The following is a 25,079-nucleotide window of genomic DNA, read 5'->3' as shown; positions in this document are numbered from 1 at the left end:
ATAAAATCCTGTTGATACTATTTGTTTTAGGTTTTCAATTGAAACTCCGATTTTAGAAGAACTAAAACCTGAAAATGGGAGTACCGATCAATCAGGGAAAAACTAAATCATTAAAATGAAACGTAGAGAATTTATTAAAAACGGTGCATTGGCCACTGCTGGATTTACCATCCTTCCTGCGGGAAGTCTTTTTGCCTCATCAACAGGCAAAGTACGCTTAGGTTACATAGGCGTTGGTGCCAGGGGAATGAGCCACATCGCTGAAGGAGCGCTTAGGGATGATGTAGAAATTGTTGCGGTTTGCGATACTCAGGAAAGTTCATTGAAAATTTGCAGGGCATTTTTAAGTAAAAAAGGAAAGCCGGCGCCTACAGAATATACCGGTGGAACAGATGCTTATAAAAAGCTGCTGGACCGTAAGGATGTTGATGCAGTAATTATTGCTACGCCATGGCAATTTCATAAAGAACAGGCTGTAGATGCCATGAAAGCCGGTAAATATGTGGGCTGCGAGGTGATTGCAGGTTTAACTGTTTCAGACCATTGGGACATTGTGAACACTTCGGAAAAAACAGGGATGCCTTATATGACTCTGGAAAATGTATGTTACAGAAGGGATGTGATGGCGGCACTAAATATGGTAAGGCAGGGACTGTTCGGCGAACTGGTACATCTGGAAGGTGGCTACCAGCATAACCTGAGAAATGTATTGTTTAATGACGGGAAAAAATATTATGGTGGAGGCGTGGAATATGGGCCAAAAGCCCTGAGCGAAGCGCAATGGAGAACCCAGTTTAATATTGACCAGGATGGCGACCTGTATCCTACACATGGGGCTGGCCCGATCATGCACTATGCAAACATCAATCATGGTAACCGCTTTACCAACCTGGTTTCCTTCAGCTCCAAGGCCAGGGGGCTGGCCGCTTATGTTGAAGAGCTGTCGCCCGGGCATCCCAATGCTAAACTGAATTACAAAAATGGCGATGTAACCACAACGATGATCAATTGTGCAAATGGGGAGACGGTTTTGTTAAGTCATGATACCCATCTGCCCAGACCTTACTCCATTGGTTTTAGGGTACAGGGAACGGAGGGGATCTGGATGGACGTGAACAAATCTATTTATATTGAAAAGCAGGCGAAAAATAATGATGCCTGGGAACCTGTGAATACATGGTTTGAAAAATATGACCACCCGCTATGGAAAAAATACGAAAAGGAAGCTGTTGGTGCCGGGCATGGTGGGATGGACTGGTTCGTATTTAACGGTTTTATACAGGCAGTAAAGCAAAAGCGGCAAACACCAATTGATGTATATGATTCGGTAACCATGAGCGTAATTGCACCGCTATCTACAAAATCTTTAAAAGAGGGCAATATGCCCCAACAATTTCCGGATTTTACAAAGGGGAAATGGAAGGACAGGAAGCAGCTGTTTGCCCTAGACGATAGCGGATTTTAGATGTTATTCAAACAACCTGGCAAAATGGTTTTCCAGGTGATTGCGCATGGCATTCCTGAACAGTTCAGGAGAACCGTTTTCCAGGATGTCAACCAATCCTTTATGCGAAACAAATTTATGGATCTGTGTCTGTTTTTTGAGTAAACCACTATTATGAACATAATCAAACACCGGTAAAAGCATTTTCTGAAATGTTTTGAGCGTTTCATTTCCGGTAATTTCATAAAGTTTTCCATGAAACACGATTTCATGGTCAATATGAAAGATATAGTCTTGTGAAGTGTCGGGCTCGTTTTTTATGATTTCTTTAAGTTCTTCAATATCTTCAGGCTTAATGCGCTGGAAAAGAAAATCAGCCATTCCAATTTCAAGGGCCAGCCTGATCTCAAATATGCCTTTTAAAGTATCCTGATCAAGGATATGTGGGTTCATACTTTTGCTCATGATCCCGAAAATATCAGGGCTGGTAATTACCGATCCTTTTTTCTTCTTGGTTTCGATCAGTCCCATCATCCTTAATCTCAGAATGGCTTCGCGGGCAACCGTCCTGCTTACCCCAAGGGTTTTGGATAAGTCCAATTCTGTAGGAATGATATCACCAACTTTTAATTTTCTGTCACGCAACAACTGCACCAGGTTAGCTTCTACTTTATCAACCAGTGAACTGGTGTCTACTGGTTGAAATGATTCGGCAATACTTTCCATTATTATGTATGATAATATATTTGTGTGTCTAAATTATTTAAAAAACAAATATAAGGCTATAAATATGATTAGATCAAAAATAAATGTAAAATATTTCTTGCATAATAGAAATAAAAGTTAGTACCTTAGACTTATTATGTTATACATAATACTAAATCTAACCAAAACTCTAAAATGAAACAATTCTATTTAAAAACAATTGTTTTGATGTTGTTCCTGCTTTCAACCGGGGCGTATGCACAAAACAAAAGAGTAACCGGAACAGTTTCCGGCGAAGATGATGGACTTTCAATCCCGGCAGTAAGTGTTGTGGTAAAAGGAACCAAAGCCGGAACGCAAACCGACATGAACGGCAAGTTTAGTATCGATGCCAATGCGAATGACATTCTTGTATTTACTTATGTGGGTTATTTGACCCAGGAAATTAAGGTAGGGAATAATATAAGTCTAAAAGTGGTGTTAAAATCTACATCAGCCAATCTTGATGAGGTGGTTGTGGTAGGTTATGGTACGCAAAACCGTCGCAACGTTACGAGTTCAATTTCAAAATTGGATAAGGAAGTGCTTGCCAATGCGCCAAGAGCCAATCTAGGTACTGCTTTACAGGGCTCAATCCCTGGTGTGCAGGTGGCTACCAGAAGTGGACAGCCTGGGGCAGGTCCTGCAATTACACTGCGTGGGGGGGCAAGTATCAACAGTCCGGGTGGACCACTTGTTATTGTTGATGGTGTGATCCGTGATTACAATGATATTTCTTCCGAGAACGTTGAATCCATGGAAGTATTAAAGGATGCTTCTGCTACGGCCATTTATGGAGCCAGGGCCAATAATGGTGTAATTTTAATTACAACCAAAACCGGTAAAGCAGGAGTTGCCCAACTTTCTTACAAATTTACTGGTGGTTACAACCAGAGGAGAGCAGGTTATCAATACATGGGTGCAAAAGATTATATCTATTATACACGTCTTGGATATCTTAATGCTGGCAGAACTCTTGCCCAGGTAAATGGATCAAGAGGATTGGGTTTGTTAACCGGTGCGGCAGACCTGGCCAGTTTTGATATCCGGTCTTATGTAGCTGGAACTACTCAGCTGCCTGCCGGCTGGGATATTGTAGATGACCCTTACGGGGGACAGATCATGTTTAAAGACCACGGAGGCGAAGTAGAGAATGTGGTGTTCAGAAATACGTATACCAAAGACCACTATGTGAATGCAAGTGGAGGAAATGAAAAGGGAAAATATTTTGCTGCCTTCGATGCATATAACGAAGACGGGGTAATTGTAGGTTCAAAGTACAAACGTTATACCGGCGACATTAATGGTTCTTATAAGGTAAAACCAAGTGTTGAAGTAGCAGGCGGGGTTACGCTTTCAACTTCTTCACAGATTGGGGTAATCGGATCGGAGGTAAATTCCATATATAGGAGTCTGGCCATCTGGCCTACATTCAATCCTTGGCTTGATGAAGGAAAAACGCAACCCAATCCGGGAAATGGAGTAAATGATGGAAACCCTTTATACTGGTTGGGCAGATTAAACAGGACAAACGAAGTGAACAAAGTAGTGGTAAACGGCTCTGTAAAATGGGACCTGTTACCAGGATTGTATTTTAAAGGTACGGGAAATGCTTATCTATTTGACCGTCTGGACCAATCGTTCCAGAAATCAACGCAATTGTATACCAATATTTTTGCAAATCCCCAGACCATCAGCAGCAGTACCAGGGATGCCATCAATCTCAGGAGAAGGGAATTTCAAACCCAGTTTAACGGTATCTTGAATTACAGCAAAGAATTCGGGAAACACAATCTGACTGCTATGGCAGGTGCTGAAACATTCATCAACAAAATGTTAAACGCGCAGTTATACGGACAAAACGCACCAACAGATGAAATAACGACCATTAATGCCTCTACCGTTTTTCCTGTAACTGTTGCAGGTGCAAGGGCTAACTATAGTGACAGGTCTGAGTTCCGCATCAATTCTGTCATCAGCCGGTTGGCCTATGACTATGACCAGCGGTACTTATTTACCGCGGTTTTCAGGGCTGATGGTGTTTCCAGTTTGCCGCAGGGAAACCAATGGGGATATTTTCCAGGTGTTTCTGCTGGCTGGAATGTGCACAAGGAAGCGTTCTTTCAGCATTCGGGCATAAAGAATTACATCTCTACTTTAAAGCCGAGGATCAGCTACGGAGTGAACGGAAATATTGCCGGTTTGGGTAGGTATGATGTTCAGGGTGTATATAGTTCACCGGCAAATTACGATGGAGTAGGAGGATTTAACCATGCGAATCTTCCTAATGCAGATTTACGATGGGAAAAAAGTGCAACTATTGACCTGGGGCTGGACATGGGTTTGTTAAATGACCGGATAACACTATTGTTTGATTATTACAACCGTAAAACTTCCGACCTGTTGACAAATCTTGATTTGCCGGCTTATATCGGGTATCCGCCACTAAAAACAAATCTGGGTACCTTACAAAACAAGGGGTATGAAATGGCCGTAAATGCTAAGGTGCTGAATACGTCCGGAGGCTTTACCCTTAATCTTGGTGCAAATGCCAGCTTTGTAAAAAGCAAAGTACTTAAATTACCTTTTAACGGTAATGAAAATAACAGACAAGGCGGTCTTCAGGTATTTGATCCGGCCACAGGCCAGGTCATCTGGGTTGGAGGTATACAGGAAGGTAAACCTCTGGGCGATATTTATGGATTCAAACAAGTGTCCATTTTCAGAGATGCAGATGAGGTTTCGAGAATTGCAGGCAACAGGACAGATTTAATAGCTGGAATTACAGGTCCTAATTTACCAGCCGGAACGAACGGACGTATTACGCCTGGAGATGTGAACTGGGAAGATGTAAATGGAGATAACATCATTGATTCCAGAGATCAGGTTTATCTGGGTAATATGGTGCCTAAATGGACAGGAGGTTTCAATGCAAATGCAGCCTATAAAGGGATTTCATTATATACCCGATTTGAATTTGCGACCGGTCATACCATTTACAACGATCTGGTAGCAAGGACGCTAGGTAACTATCAGGGTACCTTCAATTATATTGAGCTGATGAAGCAATCGTGGTCACCTCAAAATCCGGATGCTGATATTCCAAAAGTGTATTTCGCCGACCAGGTTGTGGGATCAAAACAAAACTACACCAGGGCAAACAATGCTGCGGCAGTAGTTAACGGTAACAACTCCAGGCTTTATGAAAAGGGAAATTACCTGGCCCTGAGGGAAGTTACACTTTCTTATACATTGCCTAAAACACTCATTGCAAAAAGTAAATTCCTTGCCAGCACAAGGGTTTATGCCACCGGAAGCAATTTGTTTTACCTTAGCAAATTTAGCGGTCCTGCACCAGAGGCACCTACCGACGCGAACAACAACATCACCGGAATATATCTGGGTGCATATCCAACTCCCAGAACATTTGTATTCGGTCTGGAAGTTTCATTTTAACATTATAAAGGCTAAAGAATCATGAAAAAGAATTATAACAACTTTATCGCAATGTTACTATTGCTTGCAGCAGCCCTGGCTTCCTGTAAAAAAGATCTGGCATTAACACCCATCAGTACCTTGAGTGATGACAGTTATTGGAAAAGCATAGATCAGTATGATGCCTTTGTTTCTGGTATACATAGCAGGTTTCGTGGTCATAATGGAAACCTGATGTTCCTTGGCGAACTGCGTTCAGATATTTATGGTAATGATCCCGGAGCTACAGCGTCTTTTACAGGCGAAGCTTCACAAGGATTGGAACGTATGTGGCTGCACTCCTTAAATCTTGACATCCCGGGGGTAAGTACTTATGGAACATTCTATACCAATATCAATCAGCTTAACCTGCTAATCAATAAACTGAACACTGGAAATATTGTCCCGGAGGCTACAAAGAAATATTATCTGGGTATAGCCTATGGCATGCGTGCCTACTACTATTTTCAGCTTTACCAAAGCTGGGGCAAAACAGTCATCCAGTCAGATTTCATTGATGCCGGCAATCTGGACCTTTTCAATCTTGCAAAAGCGGCCTCCCCGGCAACTGAAGTAATCACATTTGTTAAGCAGGATATTGATAAATCAATTGAAAATTTTGGTGCCGACTACACCATCAGGCGCAATAAAGCATATTGGTCAAAATCAGCAACGCTGATGCTTAAAGCAGAGGTGTATTTATGGACTGCACACAGGGCAGGTGGAATTGCTGATGCCAATGTAGCTAAGGCAGCTTTGAATGACATCAAGACCAATGTTCCTGCATTGGGATTGCTTACCACCTCTTCTAATGTTGCAAACACACCTTATGCCGATCTCTTCGGTACAACCAAAGGAAACAAGGAAATGATCATGGTTTGCAGGTACCAGCTGAATGAAGCAGAGATGAGTTTTATTCCCGCTTCATTTACCCCGCAGTCGGGTCTGATTGCCAATTTTTATGATTCCCTGGCCAACCGCAAGTTCAATGTTACTTCTGAGAATTACGGAGGATTGCTTCGTGCACCAGTTAAAATCGCAACCTACAGAAAATTCAATGAGAAAGATACGCGAAGGGATGCCTCTATACAAGCAGCATATTCACTGCTAGGCCCGGGAACCTATAAAATTGCAGGTTGTTTCCTCAAAAAATATCAGGGACAACAGGATGCAGGTGTCAGAAGATACACCAACGACTATCCAATTTATCGTTATGCTGACCTGTTACTTTTAATGGCAGAAGCCAAGGAAATATTGGGCGAAAGTCCGGCTGCGGAAATCAATGAAGTTAGGGCCAGGGCCTTTGGTGCCAACTATAGTTTAGCGGTGCAGGGCTTTCCAAACCAGGCGGGCGATAACGACATAAAAAATACAATTTTAAAGGAACGTTTATTGGAGTTTATTGGGGAAGGCAAACGCTGGTATGATCTGAGAAGAATGGGCGATAGCTTTGTTTTTGCCAATACCAGTTTGCCTGCTTCAGATGCTTACAAATTGCTGTGGCCTGTTGACAGAACAACATTAACCAATAACCGCGCTTTAACACAAACAGACGGTTATCCACAATTTTAACCATAAATTTTTCGGTTCAGGTGGCGGCCCAGCTGCTGCCGCTGAACCTTAATCTGGAAATACGTATTATTTATACAATTATGACGATGCAAAAATTAGAAGGGCTCATTGCCGCGCCATTTACGCCAATGGATGAAAATGGCGAAATAAACCTGGCCTTAATACCGGCTTATTATCAGTTTTTAAAATCTAACCGCGTTACAGGAGCCTTCATTTGCGGTTCTACCGGCGAAGGTGTATCTATGACCAATGCCGAGAAAAAGAAAGTAGCTGCTAAATGGGCAGAATGTACATCAGCAGACCAGGATTTTAAGGTAATGATGTTATTAGGGGGAACAAGCATAGCTGATTGTAAAGAGCTGGCCTTGTATTCCAGGCAGATCGGCCTGCATGCGATATCCTTTACCGCTCCGTTTTACTTTAAGCCGGCCAATGTAGAAATGCTGGCACTTACCTGCGCTGAAATTGCTGCGGTAGTACCGGATATGCCATTTTATTACTACCATATTCCTGTTTTAACAGGTGGTAACTACGCCATGTATGATCTGCTGAAGGCTGTTGATGATAAAATTAACAACTTTGCCGGCATAAAATATACCCATGAAGATTTTATGGATTTTCAGACCTGTATGAGCTTTAAGAACGGTAAATATGATATGCTTTGGGGACGTGATGAGAATATGCTTTCCGCATTGGTATTGGGTGCCAGAGGAGCTGTAGGCAGTACCTTTAACTATGCAGCCCCGCTTTATTACGACCTGATAGCGGCATTTGATGCCAACGACCTACCAAAAGCACGTACACTGCAGCAAAAGGCCATTGATATGATCAGGCTTTTAGGTAAATACGGCGGTATCTCTGTAGGTAAGGGATACATGAAACTGGTAAACCTGGATTGTGGCGAATTCAGACTGCCGGTAAAAAATATGAATGTATCCCAGTTTGAACTGTTTAAAAAAGACGTAGAAGCCTTGGGTTTTCAAAACTTTAAATCAGTTGCTGCTGGCGTCAGCACTTCACAATAAATAAAATGTACAGACCCTTGCTATTCTTTTATATCATGTTAATTACAAACCCTGTTTTTGCGCAAAGAACTGAAGTTACCCGTGTGGAGTGGGCCGAGATCGCCCGGCTGGAGGATAGGAATGGGAAACCTTCTTTAGGTTTTGCAGGAGCAGTTAATGCCGTTGATAATCACGTGTTGATTGTGGCTGGAGGAGCAAATTTTCCGGATAAAAAGCCATGGGATGGTGGGAAAAAGCAATATTCGAAAGAAATTCATGTACTCCAGCGCGCCGGAAAGAACTTTGTCTGGAACAAGAATAATGTGGCCCATTTAACAGAACCAATTGCCTACTGTGGCAATACTTCAACTCCTGTCGGAATTGTTTATGCGGGCGGAGAAAATGACAAGGGATTGTCCAGTAAAGCCTATCTTTTAAATTGGGATGCAGTTATGAACCAGGTACTGATAAAACAATTGCCGGACCTGCCGGTTGCACTTACCAATATTTCCCTAACGAGTATGGGAAATGTTGTATATGCAGTCGGGGGAGACGGCAAACAGGAATCTTCGGCTTCTTTTTTTAGTCTGGACTTGGACGATGATCATCCCAAATGGCTGACTTTACCTGAGCTCCCGGTTGCTTTGGCCAATGCCGTTGTAGTGGCACAAAATGCTGGTATTTATGTAATTGGTGGAAGATCAAAAACTGCATCAGGCATCAGCGAGCTGCGGAATAGTACTTTTTTCTACAACCCGTACAAAAAGTCCTGGAAATCCTGCGCAGTGATTAGCGATGGAAAAAATACCATGAATTTTTCTGCAGGAGCAGGTGTTGCCATTGATGATCATTTCATTTTAATCACGGGTGGTGATGACGGGAAAGTATTCCATCAAATAGAACAATATATCCTGCAAATAGCTCAGGCCAAGACGGAAGAAGAAAAATCCAGACTGATTGAGACAAAGAACAAATTGAGCATCCATCACAAAGGTTTTTATAGAGGGATGTTGTTGTACCATGCATTGGAAAACACCTGGACTAAAATTGGTGAGATACCTTTTGCAGCCCAGGTAACCACAACTGCAACACGCTGGGATGGAAATATTATCCTTTCCAGTGGAGAGGTAAAACCTGGTGTTCGTACAGCGGCTATCAGATCAGGCAGAATTGAGTAATTTTATTAGAAAGAAAAAGAGATGATGAATACTAAAAGATATGCCTGGGTTGTTGTAGGATTGCTTTGGGTGGTAGCATTACTGAACTATATGGACCGGCAAATGCTGTCTACCATGAAACCGGCCATGCAGGCCGATATCGCAGAATTACAATCGGCCACCAATTTTGGGCACCTGATGGCTATCTTTTTGTGGATTTACGGTTTCATGAGCCCCGTTTCGGGCATAATTGCCGATAAGTTTAACCGGAAATGGCTGATTGTAGGCAGTCTGTTCGTGTGGTCGGTTGTTACGTACCTGATGGGCTATGCTACTACTTTTAACCAGCTCTATTGGCTGCGGGCTTTAATGGGCGTGAGCGAGGCCTTGTATATTCCGGCTGGCCTGTCTTTAATTGCCGATTTTCACTCCCCAAAAACCAGGTCGCTCGCCATTGGTATTCACATGACCGGATTGTATATGGGGCAGGCCCTGGGCGGTTTCGGCGCCACCATTGCCGATCAGTTCTCCTGGCAGGCTACCTTTCATTCTTTTGGCATTGTAGGTGTTGTTTATGCCATTGTCCTGATCGTTTTTCTCCGCGAAAAAAAGGGATCTGATCAAGACCTTTTAAATACGGATAGCTTTGTGGTAAAGCCTTCTGTACTTAAGGGATTGGGCTTATTGTTTACCAATATATCTTTCTGGATCATCCTGTTTTATTTCGCTGTACCCAGCTTACCTGGATGGGCGGCAAAAAACTGGTTGCCTACCTTATTTGCCGAGAATTTAAACATTCCTATGGCTACTGCCGGACCGCTTTCTACCATTACCATAGCCGCATCTTCTTTTTTAGGCGTGATCACCGGAGGTATTTTATCAGACAAATGGGTCCAGAAAAACATCAAGGGGCGGATTTATACCAGTGCAATAGGCCTGGCCCTAACCATTCCGTCCCTGCTGTTGCTGGGTTTTGGACATTCGCTTTTACATGTGGTAGGTGCTGCGGTATGTTTTGGTGTAGGCTTTGGTATGTTCGATGCCAACAATATGCCCATCCTGTGTCAGTTTGTTTCTGCAAAGTACAGGGCCACAGCTTATGGACTGATGAACATGACCGGTGTGTTTTCCGGGGCCTATATTACCAATCTGCTCGGAAAATCATCTGATGCAGGTCACCTTGGAAAAGATTTTGCTATGCTGGCGGGCATTGTCCTGGTTGCCTTAATTATCCAGCTTTATTTCCTTCGTCCCAAAATGAATGACTTTGTCGACGCCAGTTCAACACATTAATTTAAAGAAAATGAATAACAGAAAAATATTTAACCATTTTATCCTGTTCATCTTTATAGCAGCTGCATTAGCTTGTTCAGATAAAATTTACAAAGCCCGGGATAGGGGCGGCATAAGCATTAAAGCCGAACCAACCATTAATCCTATCTTTAAAAGACTGGAAGTCAATCCGTATCTGCGTCTGGAAATTGACATCCCAGAAGGTACTGAGGCGATAACATTCCAGCAATTTAAAGGCAGTATAGAAACAGCAGGATTACAAGATATCGCAAAGCTGGAGCTTTACCAGGGAGATGATCAGCAGGAACTTTCAAAAAATAAATTGCTGGGGAGTACAATACCCTCAACAAATCAGTTTAGCATTACGCTTGGCACGACTTTAACACCAGGAAAACACAGCTTATGGCTAAGTGTAACCTTAAAAGACAATGCTGATATTGATCATCAGCTGCGGATCAGAGCTGATCAATTGACCAACGCATCAGGCCTGATCTATAAAGTGGCACAACACCAGATCAGTTCAAGATACCTGGGCATCGCCCTGCGCAAACCCAATGACGAAAATGTACACACTTACCGCATCCCCGGTATGATCACCACAGACAAAGGAACTTTAATTTCCGTTTACGATATCCGTTATGACAATGACAAAGACCTGCCGGGCAATATTGACGTAGGAATGAGTAGAAGTACCGACGGAGGTAAAACCTGGGATACCATGAAAAATATTATGGATATGGGTGGACCGGCAGATAACAGTGGTTCCGGCGATCCTTCAATCTTATTTGACCCTGTCACTAAAACCATATGGGTTTCAGCCCTATGGAGTAAAGGTAACCGCTCTATTGCAGGCTCAGGACCCGGTTTAAGTCCTGAAGAAACCGGGCAGTTCCTGGTTACCAGCAGTAAGGATGACGGATTAACCTGGACCAAACCCTACAGCATCACTAACCAGGTTAAAAATCCGGAATGGCGCTTGTTTTTCCCTGGTCCGGGTAATGGAATTGCCATGGCAGACGGGAAAATTGTTTTCCCGGCACAATACTGGGATGCCGCAAAAATGCCGCATTCCACCTTAATCTATAGCGATGACCATGGTAAAAGCTGGAAAGCAGGGCTTGGTGCAAAGTCAAATACCACAGAGGCCCAGCTTGTAGAAACAAACCCGGGAACTTTAATGCTGAACATGCGGGACAACAGGGGTGGGTTCAGGAGCGTAGCTACCACAAAAGATATGGGACAAAGCTGGATCGAACATGCAACGTCCTATAGTGCCTTACCCGACCCGGTTTGTATGGCCAGTTTAATAAAAGTCAATGTAAAATTTAAGCGCGTATCAAAGGATGTCCTGTTTTTCAGCAATTTGAATATTTCAACGCCTCCCAGGGCACATACTACCATTAAAGCTAGTCTGGATTTAGGAGAGTCCTGGCAACCTGTAAATCTATTGCACCTTGATGAACGTAAATCTTACGGCTATTCCGTACTTACTAAAATAGATGACCAGACCCTGGGTTTGCTATATGAAGGCATCAGGACTTTGCTGTTTGTTAAAATTCCCGTAAAGGATATCATTAAATAATTAACTATGTGGAATAAGAAATCTGCCCTGCTTCTTGTTTTTCTGTTACAATTTGGATTCAGCTCCTTTGGCCAATCTATAAAAGTAGCATGTATCGGAAATTCAGTTACGTTCGGAGCCGGTTTAGTCAATCCCGAAAAAGAATCCTATCCGTCAGTTTTGCAAGGGTTACTGGGGCCGGAATACCATGTGAAAAATTTTGGATTAAGCGGAGCTACACTTTTGAAAAAAGGTCACAGACCTTATTGTAAAACCAGGCAATTTGAAGATGCTGTATCATTTAAACCTGACGTTGCCATCGTGCATCTTGGGTTAAATGATACAGATCCACGAAATTGGCCTGATTTTAAAGATGACTTTGAACCCGATTACGCATGGTTGCTGGATACACTTAAAAAGCAGAACCCTAATGTCAAACTTTATGTGTGCAGGCTTACGCCGATATTTAATGGGCATCCCAGATTTAAATCAGGCACAAGAGATTGGTATTGGCAAATTCAAGAACGAATTGTTGCTATTGCCAAAGTAAATAACGCAAGGTTAATTGATCTGACATCACCATTATATAACAGGCCTGATCTGTTTGCAGATAATTTGCATCCTGATAAGGAAGGTGCAGCTATTATTGCACAAACTGTGTATGAAGATCTTACCGGTAATTACGGCGGGCTTAAACTTCCTGAAATTTTTACAGACCATATGGTGTTTCAGCGCAATAAGCCTGTAAAGATATATGGTATAGCAAATGCTGATGATAAAGTTACAGTTGTATTTAATCATAAAAGCCTTATTGCAATTCCGGATAGCCGTGGCAAATGGAAAGTTGAATTTCCTGCTATGCAACATGGGGGGCCTTACACGTTAAACCTAAAGGCAGGTAGTAAAACCATTTCTTTAACTGATATTCTTATTGGTGATGTTTGGTTATGCTCAGGGCAGTCAAACATGGCTTTTACCCTAAGTGCATCAGAAACAGGTAAGTCAGAATTGGCAGACATTAAACCGAACAATATGAGGTTGTTTAAGTTTACACAGTATGCAGAAACAAACAATGCTCCATGGGATAATAAAACTTTAGAACAAGTAAATCGGCTTAAATATTTCTCAGGAAATTGGACGCCAACTAATGCAGGAACTGCTGCAGAATTTTCTGCTGTCGGATACTACTTTGGTAAAAAATTGACTGCCGAATCCGGTGTGCCTGTTGGCTTAATCCAGTTGGCAGTGGGCGGCTCAACAATTGAGTCATGGATTGACAGGTATACGATGGAGCATGATGAGCAGCTGGTTGATGTGCTCGCCGATTGGCGCAAGTCTGATTTTATACAGGAATGGGCAAGAGGCAGGGCGGACGTTAATCTTAAACAAGCAACCAATCCTAAACAACGCCATCCTTACGAACCGGTGTATAACTATGAGGCCGGCATATCCAAGCTAATTGAATTTCCAATAAGTGGAGTCATATGGTACCAGGGTGAAAGCAATGTGCAAAATGTAGATCTATATAAACACACATTCCCTGTGTTGGTACAAAGCTGGCGGCAAAAGTGGGGCTATGATTTTCCGTTCTATTTTGTGCAGTTATCTGGTCTTAACAGACCTTCATGGCCTTATTTTAGAGATGCACAACGTGAACTTCAAAAAGCAATTAAAAATATCTGGATGGCTGTGAGCTCTGATCTTGGTGACTCATTGAATGTACATCCCAAAAGGAAAAAAGAAGTAGGAGACCGGCTGGCATTGTTGGCCTTAAAGCATACCTATCACAAAAATATAACAGCTGAAGGACCAAAAGCGCTAAGGGCAACCATTAAAGGAAATGAGGTAGTGATTTCTTTTGATTCAGCTAAACTCTTTACCGCAAATCAACAGGATCCGGAAGGGTTTGAACTGGTAACAGACCAAGGCATTCATATTAAATCAAAGGGACGGATCGTGAATGACAAAATGATCATTCCCATTCCTCCAAATAAAAAAATTAAAGGTGTGGTGTATGGCTGGCAGCCCTTTACCCACGCTAATCTCGTAAACGAAGTAAACCTGCCTGCATCTACTTTTTCACTAGCGATACTTTAAATAATGGTTATAGAATATACATTAGAAAAATTAAAAGACCTTCAAGGGTTTTATCAAAAACAATTATTGGATGATACTGTGCCATTTTGGTTCCCAAGATCTATAGATAGGGAATTTGGAGGGTATTTACTTATGCGTGACCAGGACGGAAGCCTGATAGACGACGATAAAGCTGTATGGATACAAGGGCGTGCCGCCTGGTTGCTGTCAACTTTATACAATACTGTTGAACAAAAGCAGGAATGGCTGGACGGTGCGAAATCCGGAATAGATTTTTTGAACCGGCATTGTTTTGATACCGACGGGCAGATGTTTTTCCATGTTACCCGCGATGGACAGCCCATCCGTAAGCGCCGCTATTATTTTTCGGAAACCTTTGCGGTAATTGCCAATGCAGCGTATGCCAAAGCCAGCGGGGATGAGGCTGCAGCTAAACAAGCCCGTTACCTCTTTGGCAAATGTATTGAATATTCCACCAATCCGGGATTATTACCTCCAAAATATACCGGTACCAGGCCCGCTAAAGGGATTGGGGTGCCCATGATCATGATGAATACGGCACAGCAACTCCGTGAAACGATAGGTGATCCGCGTTGTGATGAATGGATCGATAAATGGATCAATGAAATTGAAACCTATTTTGTGAAGGATGACATCAGGTGTGTAATGGAACAGGTTGCTCCCGATGGTAGTATCATTGACCACATCGATGGCCGTACCTTAAACCCCGGACATGCGATTGAAGGGGCCTGGTTTATCCTTCACGAAGCAAAATACAGGAACAATGATCCCAGGTTAATTAAACTCGGCTGCAAAATGCTGGATTACATGTGGGACCGCGGCTGGGACAAAGAGCACGGCGGGATTTTATATTTCCGGGATGTGTACAACAAGCCTGTGCAGGAGTACTGGCAGGATATGAAATTCTGGTGGCCCCATAATGAAGTCATAATCGCAACGCTACTGGCTTATACCATAACAGGAGAGGAGAAATATGCACAATGGCACAAACTGGTACACGAGTATGCTTACCAGCATTTTCACGACGCAGCAAACGGAGAGTGGTTTGGTTATCTGCATAAAGACGGGACCCTGGCCCAAACTGCAAAAGGAAATTTGTTTAAAGGCCCTTTTCATTTGCCAAGACAGGAATGGTATTGCATGACTTTGTTAAATGAATATCTGCAGCAATCTGCTTCCTATACGGCTCAATAAGTAAAGATGAGGATTAAAAAACTGCTTGTACTTTTCTTGCTTTACACTGTTGTGGTAAAAGCGCAATTGCCTTCAAAGAGCTACAGCAATATCATCCCCTTGCCACAAAAACTGCAGTTTAATACCGGACAGTTTAACCTTAAAGACTGTAAGGCAATTATTGTTAAAGATAAAAGTTTAGCTAAAGAAGCATCGTGGTTACAATTATGCCTGAAAAATTTAGGGTTTAATGTGCCTATAAAAAACTACAGGGGAACTGATGCCATCATATTGCAATTGGGTAAAGTAAAGGTAGCGATAAATTCAAATGAGGCTTATGATTTAGCGGTAACTACAAAGAAGATAACTGTAACCTCGCAATCTGACAGAGGCATACATTATGGGATAGAAACCTTAAAGCTTTTGACGGATAAAAGCCATCATGTAAATGCCTGCCAAATTACCGATTGGCCGGCATTTTCCTGGAGGGGCTATATGATAGATGCCGGCCGGAACTTTATGCCTGTGGCTTTGTTAAAACAACAGATTGATGTTATGGCCAGGTATAAACTGAATGTATTTCATTTTCATTTTACCGAAGACATAGCCTGGCGACTGGAAAGTAAGTTGTATCCACAACTGACCAACCCTGAAACCATGTTGCGGAACAAAGGAAGTTTTTATACAGAGGCTGATCTGAAAGAACTGATCAGTTACTGTAAGGACAGGTATATTACCCTGGTACCAGAAATAGATATGCCTGGCCATAGTGCAGCCTTTAAAAGAGCGATGAAAACAGACATGCAAAGCGATAGTGGACTGGTCATCGTAAAAAATATCATCAGAGAATTCTGCAGCACTTACGATGTACCTTATCTTCATATCGGGGCTGATGAGGTTAAGATCGGCAATAAAAACTTTTTACCTGAAGTAACCCGCCTGATAGAAAGTTTGGGAAAAAAGGTAATAGGATGGGAGCCTGGAGGAAACTTTGCTGAAAGTACCATCAGGCAGTTGTGGATGGAAGGGGCTACTAAAGTAAGTAGCAATAAAAACATCAGATATATAGATTCGAGGCACCTTTACTTAAATCATATGGATCCTTTGGAAAGTGTGGTCAGTATCTTTAACAGAAAGATCTGTAATCTGGATAATGGCAGTGATGTTGCATTGGGTGGTGTCATTTGTACCTGGCCAGATAGAAGAGTAAACAAGCCTGAAGATGTATTGATACAAAACCCTGTTTATCCCGCCATGCTTGCTTTTGCCGAAAGAAGCTGGAGAGGAGGGGGGACAAACGGATGGATAGCTAATATTGGTGCTGGGGATACAAAGGCAGCAAAGGCCTTTGTGGAATTCGAAAAAAGGCTGCTCCAACACAAAGCCTTATACTTTGCCAGACTGCCCTTCCCTTATGTAAAACAAACTGATTTGCAATGGAAGCTTTACGGTCCTTTTAAAAATGAGGGTGTATTAACCAAAGTTTTTGAAGTGGAAAACCAAAATTTTAATGTACAAAACGAACCTGCCAATTTAAACGCAGTTGGCGGAACACTAATTTTACGGCATTGGTGGACACCCCTGGTGAAAGGTTTGCTGGATAACCCGGAAGAAAATACCACCTGGTATGCCATAACCCGCATTTGGAGCGATAAGGATGAAAATCGGGATTTTTGGATCGGCTTCAATAACTTTTCCCGTTCTTACGCCTCAGATTCGCCAAAAGCCGCAACCTGGGACGACCGGAGCAGCCAGGTGTTTGTGAACAGCCAGCCCATCCTGGCCCCCGCCTGGAAACAGGCAGGGTTAAAAGGTGATATGGAGCAACCATTAATGGATGAAGGATATGAGTACCGTAAGCCTGCAAAGATCCAATTAAAGAAGGGGTGGAACAAGGTAGTTGTAAAATTGCCAATCGGCTCATTTAAAGGAACCGACTGGAAAAACCCTCAGAAATGGATGTTTACTTTTGTGCCAATATAAAAATTACCTTCTCCGGAAAGAATGGTCATTTTTAATCTTTACAAAACAAGGTCTTCCAGCTGGTTTTACTTGCAATCAGCTCATCCAGGTGTTTAATTTCAATGCGCTGCTGTTCCATGGTATCGCGGTGACGGATGGTTACCGTATCGTCTTCCAGTGTCTGATGGTCTACCGTTACACAGAAAGGCGTGCCAATGGCATCCTGACGGCGATAACGTTTGCCAATAGCGTCTTTTTCTTCATAAATGCAATTGAAATCAAGTTTTAGGTTATCCATGATCGCCCTTGCTTTTTCAGGCAGCCCGTCTTTCTTGGTTAACGGGAAAATTGCCACTTTATAAGGAGCCAGGCAGGGATGTAAACGCAGCAGGGTTCTGCTGTCTTGTTTATCACCTTCACTCAGGTCCTGTTCTTCAAAAGCATTGATCAGGGTCAGCAGGAACATACGGTCTAAGCCGATAGAAGTTTCTATTACGTAAGGCACGTAATTACCATAAGGCTTACCAGTCTCATCCAGGTCATTATCGAAGTACTGCATTTTTTTGCCCGAATATTCCTGATGCTGCGAAAGGTCGAAATCTGTGCGGCTATGGATGCCTTCTACTTCCTTAAAGCCAAAAGGAAATTCAAACTCAATATCAGTAGCGGCATTGGCATAATGTGCCAGTTTCACATGGTCGTGGTAACGGTATTTTTCGGCAGGTGTGCCCAATGCCAGGTGCCATTTCAGGCGGGCCTCTTTCCAATAGGCAAACCATTTTTTGTCTTCACCCGGACGCACAAAGAACTGCATCTCCATCTGTTCAAACTCGCGCATACGCATGATGAACTGTCTGGCAATCACTTCATTTCTAAAAGCTTTTCCAATCTGTGCAATTCCGAAAGGAATTTTCATGCGTCCAGATTTTTGTACATTCAGGAAGTTCACAAAAATACCCTGTGCTGTTTCCGGACGCAGGTATACTTCTTCAGAACCCTCTGCCATGGCACCAAACTGGGTGCTGAACATCAGGTTAAACTGCCGCACTTCTGTCCAGTTTTTTGTACCACTAACAGGACAGGCAATCTCGTGCTGTTCAATCAGGGTTTTAAGTTGCTGCAAGTCTTCCGCCTTCAAGGCATCGTCCATTTCAGCCTGCAGTTTCGCAGCTTTATCTGTCTTGCCGTCTTTTTCGTAACGGGCTATTTTATCTTCTAGTAACTGATCGGCACGGTAACGTTTTTTAGAATCTTTATTGTCGATCATCGGATCGTTAAAACCATCTACGTGGCCACTGGCTTTCCATACTTTAGGGTGCATAAATATGGCAGAGTCGATGCCTACAATATTTTCGTGCAGCTGCACCATGGCTTTCCACCAGTAGGTTTTCAGGTTGTTTTTTAATTCGGCACCAAGCTGTCCATAATCGTATACAGCACTTAGTCCGTCATATATTTCGCTGCTTTGAAATACAAAACCATATTCCTTAGCGTGTGATATTACATTTTTAAATTGCTCGTCGTTAGTATTCTTTGCCATAATGATGCAAACTTAGATAAAATATTTAATGGTTTCCAGGAATAAGACCTTGTTTTTCCTACTTTTGAACCTGATCTTTTTATTACATCTAAAAATAGAAGAAATTGAGTATTAAGGTAAGCGCATTGGTCAAATATTTCGGTAAACAAAAGGCGGTTAACGGAATCAGCTTTGAAGCCAGACCCGGCAGAATACTTGGCTTTTTAGGCCCTAATGGTGCAGGTAAATCCACTACAATGCGCATGCTTACCGGTTATACAGCACCCAGTTCCGGAACGGCCAGCTTATGTGGCTATGATACACAGACCCAAAGTATTGAACTGAGACGGATTATGGGGTATTTACCTGAAAACACGCCTTTATATATGGACATGTATGTAAAGGAGTTTCTTTTGTTTGTAGCCCATACCTATCAGCTAAAAAATGCAGCACTAAAAGTAGAAGAGACGGTTCGACGGGTAGGCCTTACTGCTGAGCAGCATAAAAAGATTGCCATGTTGTCCAAAGGGTACAAACAAAGGGTGGGCCTGGCACAAGCCATCATTCACGATCCCGAGGTGCTGATCCTTGACGAACCCACTTCCGGACTGGATCCGAATCAGCTCAGCGATATCCGTGAGCTGATCAGGAACCTGGGTAAAGATAAAACAGTGATCCTTTCTACGCACATTATGCAGGAAGTAGAGGCTGTTTGCGACGATGTGATCATTATCCATAAAGGTACTATTGTGGCCAATGCTTCAATAGTAGAATTAAAAAATAAGCACAATACCACCTCCCTTGAAGAAATATTTAAAAAACTGACTTCCTGAGGAAAAAGGTCAACTGCCTGATTTTGTTGGTTTTTGCTATTTAAACAGCTTTTTTGACACAAAAGTGTTAAAATGTTTATAAGTTTATGTAACTCTTGGCAGTCTTTTTGCGTCAAACGGATAAATCAAATTAAAAATTAAATAGTAAAAAAATGAAAAAATTATTACTACTAACAGCAGTTGCAGGTTTATTTGCATTTTCTAGTGTAAATGCACAAACTAAAGCCCCTAAATTAAGTGTAGGTGCTGAATTCGCTTTCCCAATGGGTGATTTTGGTGATTCATACAATTTTGGTTATGGAGGTTCATTGCAATATCAGCACCCTGTTGCTGCGAATCTATTGGTAACTGGTAGTGCAGGTTTTACTAATTTCCAGTCTAAAGATCTGCCTATCATTGGAAAAGTAAATTATGGCGCTATTCCGGTTAAAGCTGGTGCAAGGTATTATTTTGGTGATAACTTCTTTGGTGCTGCTGAATTAGGTGCTGCATTTGGTACCAAAAGCGGTAGCTCAACAGCTTTTGTTTATACACCAGGTATTGGTGTTGACTTCCCTGTAGCTGACAAAGGTTCTATTGAACTGGGCGCACGTTACGAAGGCTGGTCAGCTAACTCAACAACCAGTGGCTTCATTGGTTTAAGATTAGCTTACAACATTGGTCTGTAATTAAGAACAGAATGCTATAAAAAGCCCTTCCCGATCATTCAGGAAGGGCTTTTTACTTCCCCTACCTTATTCCCCTATTTCTTTAAGTAAACCGTAGTTTCATAATAATTATTGCCCTCTATTGTCTTTTCATACAAAACCAGGCTGCTGTTGGTTAGGGTCTTTATCTCCATGCCGGCTTCAGGCCAGTCAATCTCACTGCTCGGTTTTACTTTGAGCATTTTATTGTTGATGAGCTCCCAGGTACTTACTTCAATCTTATTTGACCAGGTACTTCCCGAAAACTTTCCATCTGCGTCAAACTGGAAAAAATCACCAGCACCTCCTGTTTCAGTAGAGGTGGTCTTTTGTCCATTCTCAAATTCAACGTAGTCTATTTTTTCAAAAAACCATTTCCCGACAATAAGACTATTGGCTTTTTCATCTTTCTTGCAGGAACTGATTGTGCTGATTGTAATTAATGCAATCAGTATTGTTAAAGCGCTTCTCATATATATATGTTTAATTGTTAAAATGCTATTCCCAGACTTAATCCACCTCTCAAACCAATCAATGGCCCAACGGCCTTAGCATTTACGCCATCATTGGTAACTGTTGCTGTTAAATATTGCTTGCCGCTTATTTCAACTTTTGATTCCAGTTCATTTTTAAGGTCTGCCTTCTCCTCTGGGGTCATGGTACTTAAATCAGCCAATGCATCAGCATTTCCTTTCGACTTCCCATAATGACCACCAAAATAGAAGTCAAGTGCCACACGTTTGGCAATAATAAACTGTGTACCCAGCAGCAAACCTCCGCCAAAGCCCGTAATTTTTGATTTTACAGGTAAATGATAAGTTTTGGAATTGGTTTCATAATCATAAGCATAATTGATCTTTGTATCGTTGTACCTGCCGTATAAGGCAACGTAAAAACCCCTCGCACCAGGATGGCTCCCTGTATAAAAACGAAATTCTGCCGTATATGCCTTGTTGGCAGCTGTAATTTTGTCAAAATCATTTTTAATGTCATCTTCTTCATCCAGCAATTTTTCTGAAGCTTTTTTGATGAGTGGTAAATCTGAAAGTTTGTTTTCAGACATGGTATTGTAACCCGCGACAAAGCTGATTTTTTTGGATAAGAGTCGTTCAAAGCTGAAATTATAACTTTTAAGTGCCAACCCGCCAAAGTTCAGTTTAACCAGGTTTTTTCTGTAGGATACAGGGGCTGGTTCAGTAGGACTTGACTGGGCATTTGTAATAACAGGGTACAGGCACAATAGGGTTAGGCCTAAACCAATAATGAATGGTGTTTTTTTAGTGTGAGTAAACATGGTTTTGAGTAATTATTTATGCAAATGCCAGATTATTTTTTAACTGAAGCCGCTTCAACTTTAGGTTCTGATTCTGATTTAGGTGCTGGTTTATAAATTGCCCCGGTAGCAAAATCTACAATAAGGCCAGGCCAAAAGATTAGTGCATCTGCAATAACGGCAACAGGTCTGACCTTACGTGCCGGTTCTCCTTCTTTTGGTTTAGTGCGCTGTGCGCTGGTTACCTTGCCCCCAAATATGGTAGCGCAGCTGGATAGCAGACATGCTAAAAAAAATACTGATAAATAGTTTAACTTTTTTTTCATCGATTTTATTTTAAGTAGTAAATTATGTGTGAATTGCTAGCAAAACTATAATTTGGTTAATCGGTGATCAATAGCTATTTCTTGCCATTTTATGTTTGTTTCATAAATGTCAATATTAGTGGGGTGCTTAAAAATCTATTGCTAAATATTTTTGATGAATTATACTTTTTTTATTTGGTAATGCTGTTTTTTATGTTGTATTATTAATTTAAGCTGTGTATATTCGTTAGTGTCTCCCTAACATTCTGCTATACATCGAATTAACACGCTATGAGAATTAAAAACAGGCCAACCTGGCTTGATTATCTGGACATCATGCATGGTAAGCTCTGCGAATCCGAACAATTAAATTTGGCTGATTTTGATAACTTTATAAAGGCCAATAGTTTTGCGCATTCATTTTTTCAGCACAGCATACCCTTTGTTTATTTGTTAAATTACAGAACTGGTTTATATGTCAACATGTCTGAAAACTTTGCAGGGTATGAATCCGGATGTTTTTTAAATGAAGGCATCAATCATACCTTACAAATACACCAACGTGACCATTTGAGGCTGTTCAACCAGGAAATATTTCCGGACAGACTGGAGTTTTTGAAAAGCATCCCCACATCAACGCATAAAGATTATGTGTTTTCATATAATACCGCAGTTAAAAACAGGAAAGGTGAAGACGAACATTATTTGCAACGCAATTCCTTTTTATCTGATGAGGTGGGCAACCTCATATATAGCATGGGAATACTGATCAATATAACCCATTACAATGATAAAAACACTGTTTTCCAAACCATTGATAAAATTGATCCCGAGGGGTTAAGCAGCTGCGAAACCATTTATAAAAAGGCATATTTTATAAATGAGGAAGACAGGTTTTTTTCTAAACGTGAAAAAGAAGTATTGCTGTGGATGGCTGAAGGCTTGAGCAGTAAAATGATAGCAGAAAAAATGTTTGTTAGTGAGCATACCATCATCAGTCACCGCCGCAATATGCAGGATAAGACCAATACGCCCAATGCCACTGCTTTGATAAGCTTTGCGCTAAAAAAATCGATCATATAAATACGAGTTAAACCTATCCGGAAAGGAATAGAAAAATGACAAGAAATTACTATATGCTGTATACTGTTTTACTGGTAATTTTATTATCAGGAATAACAGGATATAAAATTAATTAAAATATGATGAGGTCATTTGGATACGCTTTTTTATGTGGTCTAATCGCCCTGTCGGGCTGTAAAAAGTCAACTTCTCCGGAAGATGAAACCCCGGTAAATGAACGTCTGGTTAACAGAATAACCCAGAAAGAGCTTGGTGCTACACCATCGGTGCCCGGAAAGAGCGAATTTATTTTTTTGTATGATGCCAGCAGCAGGCTGATAAAAGTTACCAGCAATTTAATTGAATTGCCAGCTGGTGTTGTTGCGCAAAGCAATGGACAGTACGACAGTTATGAATATAACGGGGCAGGTTTGCTCAGTAAGCGTAATTTGTACCGTTTTAACCTCAGCACACTCGTTTTGGAATTGACCCAGTATGTTGAATATACCTATGACACGCAAGGCCTGCTCAGTAAAGCCACAAGTTTTACACGCCGGCAGGGACCGCCAGATGGCAGTCTTATTTTCAGGCCAGGTGCTTATGATTCTTTCCGTTATAATGAGCAGAAGCAGCTGCTGGAACAACAATCTTTTATTGTTTCGGGCTATGATAACCTGAACAAAGAAACCTATCGGATAATGAACATATATCGCTTCCAGTATAATGCTGCAGGGAATATAGCCAAGCGAAGTACTTATACTGAAGCGGGGCGGGCAGTTGAAGAGATTGCATATAACCAGTACGACACCAGGAAAAATCCTTTTTACAACCAGTTTATTGCCATTTCCGGACTGCTGTCCTTTTCCACTGATAAAAATCATCCTTTAAACATCGGCATCACTACATTCACCAGTGATCTTGGTGCTCCCGACCTGACCAGTACACGAAAGTTTAGCATCACCTATGCAAATGATGATTACCCTGTAGCAATTAAAGAAGAAAACATTTATAAAAGCTATGTCACTGCTCCTGGTAGTAATACCCCGGTAGTCCAAACTATAAATAAGGCTTACGACTGGACATTTGAGTATAAATAAACTTTGACAATGAAAGGAAAAAACAAGCAAACCTGGCTAAGCTATCTGGAATCTGTCAAAAGCAATGTTTATGATTCGGAAGAATTTCAGCTTACTGGTTTTGATGATTTTATAAATGCCAATGGATTTGCACAATCTTTTTTCCGCCATAGCGTGCCTTTTGTTTACCTGTTGGATTACAGAACAGGGTTGTACATTAATATGTCGGAAAACTTCGCAGGATATAAATCGGAGTGTTTTTTAAAAGAAGGGGTCAGCCATACCCTCGAGATCTATCAGCGGGATCATCTACAGCTTTTCAATAAAGAAATTTTTCCTGACAGATTAAATATCCTGCAAAATATACCACCAGAAAATCATAAAAATTATGTATTTTCTTATAACTGGTGTGTAGAAAACAGGAATGGAGCATCTGAAAAACTCTTGCAGCGAAGTTGCTTTTTATCTGATAAATCAGGAAATCCAATGTTCAGTATGGGCATGCTGATCAACATCAATAATTTTGGTAATGAATTGCCCATTGTTCAGACTGTAGATGAAATTAACATCAATGGTACTGCTGCCCATCAAACCATCTATAAAAAAGTTTATCATTTAAATGAAGAGGATAAACTATTGTCTAAGCGTGAAAAAGAAGTTTTATTGTGGATGGCTGAAGGACTGAGCAGTAAACTGATTGCAGACAAGTTGTTTATCAGTGAACATACGGTAATCAATCACCGAAGGAGCATGCAGGATAAAACAAATACCCCTAATGCCGTTGCCCTGGTTAGCTTCTGCATCAAAAATGGATTGATATAAA

Annotated in this window: 20 protein-coding genes; 15 read left to right on the top strand and 5 right to left on the bottom strand. The window is 41.6% G+C overall.

Annotated features, from left to right (window positions below):
• Window positions 1-115: 115 nt before the first annotated feature.
• On the top strand, window positions 116-1,465 hold the full coding sequence (locus PHEP_RS16220) for a Gfo/Idh/MocA family protein (RefSeq protein WP_015809064.1): 1,350 nt from the start codon (window positions 116-118) through the stop codon (window positions 1,463-1,465).
• 3 nt (window positions 1,466-1,468) lie between these two features.
• Here PHEP_RS16220 and PHEP_RS16215 read toward each other — a convergent pair whose 3' ends face one another.
• The gene (locus PHEP_RS16215) at window positions 1,469-2,170 is read right to left on the bottom strand and encodes a FadR/GntR family transcriptional regulator (RefSeq protein ID WP_015809063.1); all 702 of its coding nucleotides are present in this window, start codon (window positions 2,168-2,170) and stop codon (window positions 1,469-1,471) included.
• A gap of 174 nt (window positions 2,171-2,344) precedes the next feature.
• On the opposite strand from PHEP_RS16215, the gene PHEP_RS16210 reads away from it, so the two are divergent.
• The 9 genes from PHEP_RS16210 (at window position 2,345) to PHEP_RS16170 (ending at window position 17,523) form a co-directional block, all read left to right on the top strand.
• On the top strand, window positions 2,345-5,644 hold the full coding sequence (locus PHEP_RS16210; protein WP_015809062.1) for a SusC/RagA family TonB-linked outer membrane protein: 3,300 nt from the start codon (window positions 2,345-2,347) through the stop codon (window positions 5,642-5,644).
• Window positions 5,645-5,665: 21 nt separating this feature from the next.
• Window positions 5,666-7,234, top strand: coding sequence for a SusD family outer membrane lipoprotein NanU (gene nanU, locus PHEP_RS16205; RefSeq protein ID WP_015809061.1), 1,569 nt, complete (start codon window positions 5,666-5,668; stop codon window positions 7,232-7,234).
• Between the two features lie 86 nt (window positions 7,235-7,320).
• Entirely contained in the window at window positions 7,321-8,259 is a 939-nt protein-coding gene (locus PHEP_RS16200; RefSeq protein WP_238326487.1) for a dihydrodipicolinate synthase family protein, read from the top strand.
• Between the two features lie 35 nt (window positions 8,260-8,294).
• Window positions 8,295-9,416 (top strand): kelch repeat-containing protein, encoded by a 1,122-nt coding sequence (locus PHEP_RS16195; protein WP_162141662.1) that lies wholly within the window; start codon window positions 8,295-8,297, stop codon window positions 9,414-9,416.
• Window positions 9,417-9,437: 21 nt separating this feature from the next.
• On the top strand, window positions 9,438-10,688 hold the full coding sequence (locus tag PHEP_RS16190) for an MFS transporter (protein WP_015809058.1): 1,251 nt from the start codon (window positions 9,438-9,440) through the stop codon (window positions 10,686-10,688).
• Window positions 10,689-10,698: 10 nt separating this feature from the next.
• The gene (locus tag PHEP_RS16185) at window positions 10,699-12,270 is read left to right on the top strand and encodes a sialidase family protein (RefSeq protein ID WP_015809057.1); all 1,572 of its coding nucleotides are present in this window, start codon (window positions 10,699-10,701) and stop codon (window positions 12,268-12,270) included.
• A 6-nt stretch (window positions 12,271-12,276) separates the two neighbouring features.
• Window positions 12,277-14,346 carry a GDSL-type esterase/lipase family protein gene (locus tag PHEP_RS16180; protein ID WP_015809056.1) on the top strand — a complete coding sequence of 690 codons (2,070 nt, stop codon included), beginning with the start codon at window positions 12,277-12,279 and terminating at the stop codon, window positions 14,344-14,346.
• 3 nt (window positions 14,347-14,349) lie between these two features.
• Window positions 14,350-15,561: an AGE family epimerase/isomerase gene (locus tag PHEP_RS16175; protein ID WP_015809055.1), complete on the top strand. Its 1,212-nt coding sequence runs from the start codon at window positions 14,350-14,352 to the stop codon at window positions 15,559-15,561.
• Window positions 15,562-15,567: 6 nt separating this feature from the next.
• On the top strand, window positions 15,568-17,523 hold the full coding sequence (locus tag PHEP_RS16170) for a beta-N-acetylhexosaminidase (protein WP_015809054.1): 1,956 nt from the start codon (window positions 15,568-15,570) through the stop codon (window positions 17,521-17,523).
• A 31-nt stretch (window positions 17,524-17,554) separates the two neighbouring features.
• Here the strand turns inward: PHEP_RS16170 and PHEP_RS16165 are convergent, their stop codons facing one another.
• A complete protein-coding gene (locus tag PHEP_RS16165) occupies window positions 17,555-19,042 on the bottom strand; it encodes a glycine--tRNA ligase (RefSeq protein WP_015809053.1) in 1,488 nt (495 codons plus the stop codon).
• A gap of 104 nt (window positions 19,043-19,146) precedes the next feature.
• Between PHEP_RS16165 and PHEP_RS16160 the strand changes: the two genes are divergently transcribed.
• Both PHEP_RS16160 and PHEP_RS16155 read left to right on the top strand, forming a co-directional pair.
• Window positions 19,147-19,854 (top strand): ATP-binding cassette domain-containing protein, encoded by a 708-nt coding sequence (locus PHEP_RS16160; protein WP_015809052.1) that lies wholly within the window; start codon window positions 19,147-19,149, stop codon window positions 19,852-19,854.
• A gap of 152 nt (window positions 19,855-20,006) precedes the next feature.
• On the top strand, window positions 20,007-20,522 hold the full coding sequence (locus tag PHEP_RS16155; RefSeq protein ID WP_015809051.1) for a hypothetical protein: 516 nt from the start codon (window positions 20,007-20,009) through the stop codon (window positions 20,520-20,522).
• A 74-nt stretch (window positions 20,523-20,596) separates the two neighbouring features.
• Here PHEP_RS16155 and PHEP_RS16150 read toward each other — a convergent pair whose 3' ends face one another.
• Genes PHEP_RS16150 through PHEP_RS16140 form a run of 3 tightly spaced genes read right to left on the bottom strand, consistent with a single transcriptional unit; the run spans window position 20,597 to window position 22,139 of the window.
• Window positions 20,597-21,013: a hypothetical protein gene (locus PHEP_RS16150; RefSeq protein WP_015809050.1), complete on the bottom strand. Its 417-nt coding sequence runs from the start codon at window positions 21,011-21,013 to the stop codon at window positions 20,597-20,599.
• A 17-nt stretch (window positions 21,014-21,030) separates the two neighbouring features.
• Window positions 21,031-21,834, bottom strand: coding sequence for a DUF3575 domain-containing protein (locus tag PHEP_RS16145; protein ID WP_015809049.1), 804 nt, complete (start codon window positions 21,832-21,834; stop codon window positions 21,031-21,033).
• A gap of 32 nt (window positions 21,835-21,866) precedes the next feature.
• Window positions 21,867-22,139, bottom strand: a complete 273-nt coding sequence (locus tag PHEP_RS16140; RefSeq protein ID WP_015809048.1) for a hypothetical protein — start codon at window positions 22,137-22,139, stop codon at window positions 21,867-21,869.
• 270 nt (window positions 22,140-22,409) lie between these two features.
• Here PHEP_RS16140 and PHEP_RS16135 point away from each other — a divergent pair, with 270 nt between their 5' ends.
• The 3 genes from PHEP_RS16135 (at window position 22,410) to PHEP_RS22445 (ending at window position 25,078) form a co-directional block, all read left to right on the top strand.
• On the top strand, window positions 22,410-23,201 hold the full coding sequence (locus PHEP_RS16135; RefSeq protein WP_015809047.1) for a response regulator transcription factor: 792 nt from the start codon (window positions 22,410-22,412) through the stop codon (window positions 23,199-23,201).
• A 119-nt stretch (window positions 23,202-23,320) separates the two neighbouring features.
• Window positions 23,321-24,277 (top strand): hypothetical protein, encoded by a 957-nt coding sequence (locus PHEP_RS16130; protein ID WP_015809046.1) that lies wholly within the window; start codon window positions 23,321-23,323, stop codon window positions 24,275-24,277.
• Window positions 24,278-24,286: 9 nt separating this feature from the next.
• Entirely contained in the window at window positions 24,287-25,078 is a 792-nt protein-coding gene (locus PHEP_RS22445; RefSeq protein ID WP_015809045.1) for a response regulator transcription factor, read from the top strand.
• Window position 25,079 lies beyond the last annotated feature (1 nt).

Origin of the sequence: Pedobacter heparinus DSM 2366 (assembly GCF_000023825.1) — a bacterium.
Taxonomy (GTDB): Bacteria; Bacteroidota; Bacteroidia; order Sphingobacteriales; family Sphingobacteriaceae; genus Pedobacter; species Pedobacter heparinus.
The sequence above is the reverse complement of the archived record's forward strand: the minus strand, read 5'-3'. Positions and strand labels throughout refer to the sequence as shown.